Genomic DNA, 9,006 nt, shown 5'->3' with positions numbered 1-9,006 from the left:
GACCCGACCACCTTGATCAGAAACCAGGCCGGTCAACGCATCGAAACCCCATGTGCGGAAGACAGAACGAGGCGGAGCAGGCCCACCCGATCGAACCGGCGAGCGTTCGGCCGCCGGTGGTCGTCGCCGAGAAGGAGACGTCGCCACCAGTAGCGGTGACCTGCGCGGTGGCCGGTACGGCGGTGACCGCGTAGTGGGCATCCGGGCCGGTCATCGACACGGTCATCAAAGCCTGGTAGCTCCCTGGCCCGTGGTAGCCGGCCACCCGCACGACGTCCGAGACGGCGTAGCCGTGGATCGAGCCGCTGGCCGACGCCACGTAGCGGGCGTCCGCGGTCTGGCAGCTCACCACCGTGTCGACGTGGCCGGAGACCGCCACCGGGGAGGTGATGGCCACGGTCAGGGAGCCCGGCCCGCCGGCACCCTTCCCGACCGCATCCGTGGATGTCGCGGCAGCCGACGTCGCCGCCGGCACCGGTGTCGTTGAGGCTGGCTGGACGGTCGCCTGCTCGGCGGTCGCTGTCGCCGGCGCGGCGGTCACTACCCGGGTGCCAGGCTGGCAGGCCGCGATGGTCAGCAGCGCCGCGCCGGCAACGGTAGCCGTTGCGAGACCTCGACGGACCGGAGCATGAAGGTTCATGGGAACGGGACACCTGCCTTCGGGACATCGGAGATGGTCAGGTGGCCCCGACGGGTGACCGTGGGAGCCAGCCGGCTGGGTGTCACGGTTTCCGCGGACCGGCTGTGCCCGCGTTCCCTGCCAGCAAGGCAAGAACATCAGCCCAGAATGAGCACCCTTTCCCGGCAAGATGTGAGACACATCCGGGTTCGCAGTTTTCCTGCTATGACCGGACAACCCGCGGAGGCGGTGAACGCGGCGTCACTGGTCGAAACGGGATCGCTCCACGGCCCCGGTCAGAGGAGGTTGACGGGCCGGCCTGCGGCCAATTCTTCCCCTGTGCGGGCGGGGAGGATGATGCGGACGGTGGTGCCAGCACCGGGGGCGCTGTCGAGGGTGGCGGTGCCGCCGTGGGCGGCGGCGATGGCGGCGACGATCGCCATCCCGAGGCCGCTACCGGTCCGGCCACCGCCGCGGCTGCCGGCCGCCCGGTAGAAGCGGTCGAAGGCGCGTTCGGCGTCAGTCGGGCTCATCCCAGGTCCGAAGTCGCGGACCTGCAGGCACACCTGGCCGTCAGTGGCAGTGAGGCTGACCTCGGCCAGGGTGCCGGGTGGGATGTGGGCGCGCACGTTGGCCAGCAGGTTACCGATCACTTGGCGGAGTGCGTCTGGGTCGCCGACCACCAGGCAGTGGTCGGGGGCGCGCAGCCGCAGCGGGCGGTCGGGTTCGACCGCGGCGGCGTCGGCGACCGCGTCGCGGGCGAGGGAAGCCAGGTCGACGGCGGACTGCTCCAGGGGTCGGGCCTCGTCGAGGTGGGCCAGGTAGAGCATGTCGTCGACAAGAGTGCCCATGCGCCGGGCCTCGTCCTGGACGCGGCGTAGCGCATCGTCCCTACCGGCCGGCGGAACAATGCCCTGGCGCAGAAGGTCGACGTATCCCCTGATCGAGGTCACCGGTGTGCGGAGCTTGTGCGACGCGTCCGCGACAAACCGTCGCAGCCGGTCGGCCGACCGCCGGCGGTCCTCGAAGGCTGCCTGAATCTGGCCGAGCATGGTGTTGAGCGCCGCCGCGAGCTGACCGGTCTCGGTGCGCGGACGCCCCGGCGGGACCCGCCGAGCCAGGTCGCCGCCGGCGATGGCGGCTGCCGTACGGGTGATGTCCCGCAGCGGGCGTAGCCCCCGGCCGAGCAACAGCCAAGCCGCCGTACCGGTCAACGTGAGTACGGCTGCACCAGCGGCGGCCTCGACCAGGACGAGCCGGGTCGTGGTATTCGCCACCGGTCGCATCGGCAGCGCGATCAGGTCGGTGACGCCGCTGGGCAGCGTTCCGACCACCGCCCGGTAGAAGACACCTCCTACCTTCAGCGGAAACGGCGCGCCCGCCTGGATCCGGCTGTCGAGATGGTCGACGTGAGCGAGCAGCTCGCCGCTGGGTACCGGGATGTCGGCGTCACCGGCGACGGCCAGTACTGCCCCGTTCGGCCGCCGCAACTCCACCACGAACGCGGTCGGAGCCACCGTCCGTTGCAACTCAGTCCCGCCGAGCAGCGGCGACGCCGAGGCGATCAAGGCGAGTCCGCGAGTGCCGAGCAACGTCTGTGCCCCGCGCAACTGGCTGTCGGTCTGATCGACGAGATAGGACCGCAACGCGAACGCGCTCGCCGCTCCGGCGACAGACAGCGCTACCGTCATCAGCCCGAGCAGGCCAAGCATCAGCCGGGTCCGCAACATCACGACGCTCCTCCTGTCACCGTGACCTCAGACCGGGGTGGATTCGCGCACCAGGTAGCCGAACCCGCGGCGCGTGTGGATCAGCGGCGGGCCGTGCGGGGCCAATTTGCGCCGCAGGTAGCTGACGTACTGGTCGACCACTGTGGCGCCGCCGACAAAATCCGGCCTCCACACCGCGGCCAGGATCTGCTCCCGGGACAGCACCCGGTTCGGGTTAGCCAGCAGATACCGCAGCAGCTTGAACTCGGTCGGTGACAGCGCGAGCGGGCAACCGGCCCTGGTCACCAGGCAGGTGTCCTCGTTCAGGGTTACATCGGCGAACACGAGCACCGGCGCCGGCGGCACCGGCGTGGATGCCGGCTCCCGCCGGGTCCGGCGCAGCACCGCGCGGGCCCGGGCGACCAGCTCGTCGATCGCGAACGGCTTCGTGATGTAGTCATCACCGCCATAGGTCAGCCCCGCGACTTTGTCCGCACGATGATCCCGCGCGGTCAGGAACACCACCGGCACCTCCACGCCGCACTCCCGCCACCGCCGGCACAGCTCAAAGCCATCCCCGTCCGGCAACATCACGTCCAGCACCAGAAGATCCGGACGATCCGCATCCACCGCGGTCACCGCTTCGCGCGCGTTACTCGCCGTGGTGACCTCGAACCCGTGAAACCGCAGCGCCATTGCCAACATGTCCACGATGTTCGGCTCGTCGTCGACAACCAGCACCCGCGGCACCCTGGCCGGGTCTCCCTCACCCATCCCCACCTCTTCCCGCCGCCTTTTAGCCCCCGCCAGCCCGGCCGGCGGGCTCCACCCTCGGCCCTCGAGGTCAGCGGCTCGTCGCACCCCGCATTCCATACAAGAAAGATGTGAATTCCATGCGAAAGTGGGCGGTAACTGGCGGTGGTTTATCGACATGCTCATTGCCGGGCACCGGCTCTGCCTCTACCTACCTCCGTAGATCACGGATCAGGAATTGACGATCACAACAGACCGCCACCAGTCACCTATCGCCTTGAAGAGGCGACGGAGACCCATCCGTCGCCTCTCGCCCGGCCCGGGTTCTCGCCGCGGAGGGATCTTCCCTGCTCGAAGTCGCTACTCAAGATGTGGGTGCAGGCGCTCCGAACAGCTCGAGATATCGTTGGGCCGAACGCGGACTGAGCGATGGCGGCTGGAGGGCCGAGAATACATTTCCGGTCTCGGCGGTGTTGTAGTACGCCTCGTACGCTAGTATGTCTTTGTTTGCCTCGAAGAATTCGAACATCTTCTCGACGTAGAACGGGTTGTCTCCACCCCCGCCGGTCTTGTGGTACATCCCCCACTCTGGTACAGCGAACTGCTTGCCATGTTCCCGGGCGAATGCAGCGACCGTGCAGGCTCCGGAATCCTTGCGGCACTGCGCATCGAAGGAAGCCTGGTCCACGGATGCCGGGTAGGAGTCATATGCATCGACGCTGACGATATCGACGACGTCATCACCGGGATAGGCATCCCAGACGTTCCAGCCGTTAGGCATCCGATCCTTGTGCGAGGTTATGTTCCAATCGATACGCACCTGGGGCGACGTACTCCGGATCGCCGTGACCGCCTGCCGGAAACACTGCTTCCACAGGCCGGTGTCCTGCACGTGCCACGGCATCAATTCGCCATTAAACTCCCAGCCGAGCCGCACGATAGCATCCGGCCGACCGTTCCGCACCAGCGTCTGACAGAACTTCGCCCAGTGCCCGTCGTACTCGCCACGGGCACAGGATTCGGAATGAAATAACTTGTTCACTTCGGGGTCCTCGCGAGCCCGTGACCTGCGAAGACGCATATTGGCTTGCATTAATTACTTTATTACGAATTCACAGGCCGCCTAACTGCCATCCAGGGAGAAAAGCGGCTGGGCCACCGACAGCACCCCCGAATAGGAGTCGGGCCGGAAATCCGACATCGGCCAGTCGTCCATGGTGATCGTCTGCCAGTTTGACCGCACCGTGAACACCACTACCACATCCGTCGGCCGCCCGACCCACCGCTCCCACCCGGCGAGATCCTGCGGCGGGTTCGCGTTCGTCCCTGACGGCCACGCCACGCCACGTCCCGCGGGAGGGCTCGTCGCCGGTTTCTCCTCGCCGGCTCCTCCAATGACGACAAACCCCAGCGCGACCAGAACCGTCACGATCCCAGCAACACCCGCGCCGAGCAGCCCGATCCGCCACTGACGCGAGGTACCGCCGGCCTGGTCACGGCGACGCCTCACGGCCGCCCCCTTCGTGCTCTTGGTGGATTGTGTCACGTATTCTACCGTTACGTCAGGGTCTGGCCGCGGAAGCGGAGGCACGTGACGCCCACGCCACACCCAAAGGTGCCGCCTGAGCTTTTCGTTTAACCTGCCTGTCTCTCAGGTAACCTGCTCGGCTCTTGTCGCGTCCAACCCGATGCGAAGCAGCCGACGAAACGTCGGTTATCGGCACCCGGCCTCGGCGTCAGCCGCCGAGTGCTCGGACCAGCGCGAGCCCCACCGGTGACGGCACGCAGGTCCGCGACCGTGGCCTCGGCGTCGGGAACATCGATCCAATGGGCGTCCGCCAGGTTCCCGAGCTGCGGCCCGGAGCATCCGACCAGCGGATGATCCCGGGGCAGAACGACCGCGACCGGATCGGTGGCGATCCTCACCGCCCGGATCGGTCCCGCATCGGGTAGTCGTAACGAGTCCCCGGCGTGGTCAGCCCGACGGCGAGCCCGAGGTCGAACTCGCCCTGTGCGACCCCGACCGTCACCACATGCCGAGGTCGCGGCGCACGGATGATCCTCGTCGTCATACGCTGCCCTGCGATCAGCAGGTGGCGTGTACTGGTGCGGAAGGGTCCATGTGAACGTCCTGGAAGCGGTGTTTCTCGGCGCGGTCGAGGGGCTGACGGAATTTCTGCCGGTGTCCAGCACCGGACACCTAACAATTTTGGAGAAGCTACTCGGCCACGACATCGACGACCCGGACATCACTGCTTTCACCGCGATCATCCAAGTCGGTGCGGTCTTCGCCACCCTGCTTTACTTCCGGCATGATTTCCGGCGCATTCTGGTGGCGTGGGGCCGCGGTGTGCGCAATCCCGCCTGGCGGGAGCATCCGGATTATCGGTTCGGCTGGACCGTCATTCTCGGATCGATTCCCATCGGCCTGGTCGGGGTGGCCTTCAAGGATCAGATCGAGACCACGCTACGCAGCCTGTGGTTCGTCAGCAGTGCGCTGATCCTCTGGAGCGGGGTGATGGGGTATGCGGACCACGTCGGTACCCAGAAACGTCACGAGGAGGACGTGACGTGGAAGGACACCCTGGTGATCGGCATCGTGCAGTGCATGGCGCTGATCCCGGGTATCTCGCGATCCGGGGCGACCATGTCGGCGGGGTTGCTGCGTGGCCTGGACCGGGTGGCGGTGACCCGGCTGTCCTTCTTCCTGTCCATCCCGGCCCTGATGGCGGCCGCGGCGCTGCAGGTCCTCACGAAGTCCGGCGACATCGCCGACGGGGTGGGCTGGCCGGCGACGATCACCGCGACCGTGGTCAGCTTTGCTGTCGCCTACGTCGCGATCGCCTGGCTGTTGAAGTTCATTGCCAGACACAGCTACAGCGTCTTCATCGGTTACCGGCTGGCGCTCGGCGCCACCGTGCTCTTCCTCGTGGCCACCGGGATCGTCCCGGCGACCTGAGCCGGCGACCATCCTCGTCCGGCTCCCGCGGGGCGGCTCGACCGCGTAAGTTTCGATCCACCGTCTTGCGGGTTCATGGTTGTCCCACGGGATGGGGAGACGGCCGGCCGCGCGGCCACGGAGGAAGGACTGTGATGCGGGATCTGCGTTCGCTGCCCAAGGGCCATCTGCATCTGCATTTCGAGCTGGGGATGCGGCCGTCGACACTGGCCGACCTGGCCGCCGCCGCGGGCGTTCCGACTCCCCGCACCACGGGGTTCACCGAGTTCGGGGGCTTCAGCAAAGTGATCGCTGGCATCCTGCCGGTCTTCCGCCGGCCCGAGGACTTCGAACGTCTCGTCGACGAAATGATCATTGATGCCGCGGATGAGGGCGTCACCTACCTCGAACCCAGCTTCTGGCCGTACGCCCATCTCGGCGTCTTCGGGAGCGCGGAGGCCGCCTGGGAGACGGTGCTGGCCCGATCGGATCAGATCGGCGCGCGGTACGGGGTGACCGTCCGCTGGATGGCGGCCATCGACCGGGTCTTCGACTCCCCCGAACAGGCCGTCTCCGTGGCCCAGTTGGCCCTGCGTTACGTCGATCGGGGCATCGTCGGCCTGGGGCTGCACAACGACGAGAACGGCTGGCCGCCGGAGCCGTTCGTGGCGGCGTTCCGGATCGCGCGCGACGGCGGGTTGCTCTCGACCCCCCATGCCGGGGAACTCGACGGTCCCGCGTCGGTGCGTGGCGCCATCGAGACCCTGGATGCTGATCGTCTCCAGCACGGTATCCGCGCCATCGAGGATCCCCGACTCGTCGACACCCTCCTCGAACGAGGGACCTGCCTCGATGTCTGCCCGACGTCCAACCTGCTGCTCTCGGTCGTCCCGTCGATGGCCGAACATCCGCTTCCGGCCCTGCTGCGGGCCGGGGTGCGATGCTCGATCAACGCCGATGACCCGCTGCTGTTCGGGCCCACCTGTCTGGAGGAGTACGAGCTGTGCCGATCGGCGCTGGGCCTGACCGACGAGGAACTGGCCGCCTGCGCCCGCAGCTCGGTGGAATCCGGAGCCGCGCCGATCGAGGTGCGGACAGCGGCCCTCGCCGGCATCGATGGGTGGCTCGCCGCCGCGGCCCCGCTGACGACGCCGGCTGGTTCAGCCGGTCAGGAACGCTCCGTCGACGCGGGATGCTCCGACGGCCGGTGACGCTCCGATGACGGGGGTACCGTCCCCCCACCGGCCCGCGCGGGTGGTCCTCGCACCCGACTCGTTCAAGGGATCGGCGACCGCGGCCGAGGTGGTTGCGGCGCTGGGTGCGGGCTGGCGCTCCGAGCGGCCCCACGATCAGGTCGTGGGAGTACCGATCGCCGACGGTGGCGAGGGCACCCTCGACGTCTTCGCCGTCGGCGTACCCGGGTCGGAGCGGCACCCGGCGCGGGTGACTGGTCCGGACGGGCGGGGCCACGACGCCGAATGGCTGTCGCTGCCCAATGGCACCGCGGTGATCGAACTGGCGAGGGCGAGCGGGTTGCCACTGATGCGGGAACTCGATCCGTTGGGCGCACAGACCGTGGGCCTCGGCGAGTTGGTCGCCGCCGCGATCGACGCCGGAGTCGACCGCGTTCTCATCACTTTGGGTGGTTCCGCCTCGACCGACGGTGGTACCGGTGCCCTCGCCGCGTTGGGTGCCCGGTTCCTCGACGCGGCCGGCCGGCCGTTGGCCGCCGGCGGCGGCGCCCTCACGTCGCTCGCACACATCGATCTGACCGGGTTGCGGCCGGTGCCGGCTGGGGGAGCGTACTGTCTCGTCGACGTCGACGCGCCCCTGCTGGGCCCTGCCGGCGCCGCCGCCGTATTCGGGCCGCAGAAGGGTGCCGGACCCGCGGACATCGCCCGGCTGGAGGAGGGGCTGCGTCGGCTTGCCCACCTGTTGGGTGGTGCTCCCGACGCCGCGGGAGCCGGGGCCGCCGGCGGCACCGCCTACGGCCTCGCCGCGGCCTGGGGAGCCGAGGTGCTCCCCGGCCTGCCGACGATCATCCAGGCGGCGGGCCTGCCGGCGGCCCTCGCCGGCGCTGACTGGGTGGTGACCGGCGAGGGCAGGTTCGACCGGACCTCGTTGTCCGGCAAGGTGGTTGGCGGAGTCCTCACGCTGGCGCGGGACGCGGAGGTGCCTGTGCTCCTGGTGGCTGGGCGGGTTGACGCCCCCCGGCCGGAGGGGGTTCGGGCCGAGATCGCCCTTGTCGATCTTGCCGGGGGGTCGGCTATGGCGATGGCTGAGCCGCTCCGGTGGCTGCGAAGGGCCGGCGCCGAGCTGGCCCGCCGGGCCACGACCGCCCGGTGAGCGGGAGCCGACCGGTGCGGGGAGCGGCTGGTATGGGGGGGACCGTCCGGTGCGGGGGACCGCCCGGGCCCGGTCTGTGGGTCAGACCCGGCGGTTCATCCCGGTGAGGAGGTAACCGATCTTCCGCCAGGTGTTGGGCCCGCAGACCCCATCGTCCGGGATGCGGCCGAACCACGGCGCGGCATAGCGCTGTAGGGAGGCCACCCGGGCAGTGGTCCGTGGCCCGTACACGCCATCCGGCGTTATCCGGTTGGGATCACCGGTGGGGGCCTCATGGCCAAAGATGATGTTCAGGGTGTTCTGGAGCTCCACGACGTCCGGACCACGCGATCCCTCCCGCAGGGTTGGACGGTTGTCGTAACGGTGCCGGGGATCGACGGCTGCGCCGACTCCGTTATGCCGTGCGGCGGCGAGGATGTCCCGGCGTCGGTTGGCCCGGATTTCACCCGGGCAATTGTGGCCTCCCCACGCCTGGCCACCCATTTGGTGGGTACCGATACCGTAACCGCCGGGAGAGTCGGTGATCTCTTCCTGCCATCCGAACTCCCGCATCCCCCACTGAAAGGGATCGTCATTAAATAAGTTGATCATTTGATCTGTGTTTGGGGTTCCCCTGTGATTGCCTCGGTACGGTTATGTCC

9 protein-coding genes and 1 pseudogene are annotated in these 9,006 nt (G+C 68.4%); 3 read left to right on the top strand and 7 right to left on the bottom strand.

Annotated features, from left to right (window positions below):
- Positions 1-16 precede the first annotated feature (16 nt).
- The 6 genes from AC08OJ_RS16160 to AC08OJ_RS16135 form a co-directional block, all read right to left on the bottom strand.
- Positions 17-640, bottom strand: a complete 624-nt coding sequence (locus AC08OJ_RS16160) for a hypothetical protein (protein WP_476596162.1) — start codon at positions 638-640, stop codon at positions 17-19.
- A 275-nt stretch (positions 641-915) separates the two neighbouring features.
- The gene (locus AC08OJ_RS16155; RefSeq protein ID WP_476593922.1) at positions 916-2,349 is read right to left on the bottom strand and encodes an ATP-binding protein; all 1,434 of its coding nucleotides are present in this window, start codon (positions 2,347-2,349) and stop codon (positions 916-918) included.
- A 27-nt stretch (positions 2,350-2,376) separates the two neighbouring features.
- Entirely contained in the window at positions 2,377-3,102 is a 726-nt protein-coding gene (locus AC08OJ_RS16150) for a response regulator transcription factor (RefSeq protein WP_476596161.1), read from the bottom strand.
- 343 nt (positions 3,103-3,445) lie between these two features.
- Positions 3,446-4,123 (bottom strand): glycosyl hydrolase, encoded by a 678-nt coding sequence (locus AC08OJ_RS16145; protein ID WP_476593915.1) that lies wholly within the window; start codon positions 4,121-4,123, stop codon positions 3,446-3,448.
- A gap of 81 nt (positions 4,124-4,204) precedes the next feature.
- Complete coding sequence (locus tag AC08OJ_RS16140) at positions 4,205-4,591, bottom strand: hypothetical protein (RefSeq protein ID WP_476596160.1); 387 nt, start codon at positions 4,589-4,591, stop codon at positions 4,205-4,207.
- 412 nt (positions 4,592-5,003) lie between these two features.
- A complete protein-coding gene (locus AC08OJ_RS16135; protein ID WP_476593917.1) occupies positions 5,004-5,153 on the bottom strand; it encodes a hypothetical protein in 150 nt (49 codons plus the stop codon).
- 50 nt (positions 5,154-5,203) lie between these two features.
- On the opposite strand from AC08OJ_RS16135, the gene AC08OJ_RS16130 reads away from it, so the two are divergent.
- The 3 genes from AC08OJ_RS16130 (at position 5,204) to AC08OJ_RS16120 (ending at position 8,365) form a co-directional block, all read left to right on the top strand.
- On the top strand, positions 5,204-6,040 hold the full coding sequence (locus AC08OJ_RS16130; RefSeq protein ID WP_476593918.1) for an undecaprenyl-diphosphate phosphatase: 837 nt from the start codon (positions 5,204-5,206) through the stop codon (positions 6,038-6,040).
- A gap of 134 nt (positions 6,041-6,174) precedes the next feature.
- Complete coding sequence (gene add, locus AC08OJ_RS16125) at positions 6,175-7,230, top strand: adenosine deaminase (protein WP_476593919.1); 1,056 nt, start codon at positions 6,175-6,177, stop codon at positions 7,228-7,230.
- Positions 7,231-7,237: 7 nt separating this feature from the next.
- The gene (locus AC08OJ_RS16120; RefSeq protein WP_476596158.1) at positions 7,238-8,365 is read left to right on the top strand and encodes a glycerate kinase; all 1,128 of its coding nucleotides are present in this window, start codon (positions 7,238-7,240) and stop codon (positions 8,363-8,365) included.
- An 81-nt stretch (positions 8,366-8,446) separates the two neighbouring features.
- On the opposite strand, the pseudogene AC08OJ_RS16115 reads toward AC08OJ_RS16120, so the two are convergent.
- Positions 8,447-8,929, bottom strand: a pseudogene (locus AC08OJ_RS16115) (peptidoglycan-binding domain-containing protein); the annotation flags it as partial.
- Between the last annotated feature and the right edge of the window lie 77 nt (positions 8,930-9,006).

The organism is Frankia sp. CgKIO3, assembly GCF_977946435.1.
The sequence above is the reverse complement of the archived record's forward strand: the minus strand, read 5'-3'. Positions and strand labels throughout refer to the sequence as shown.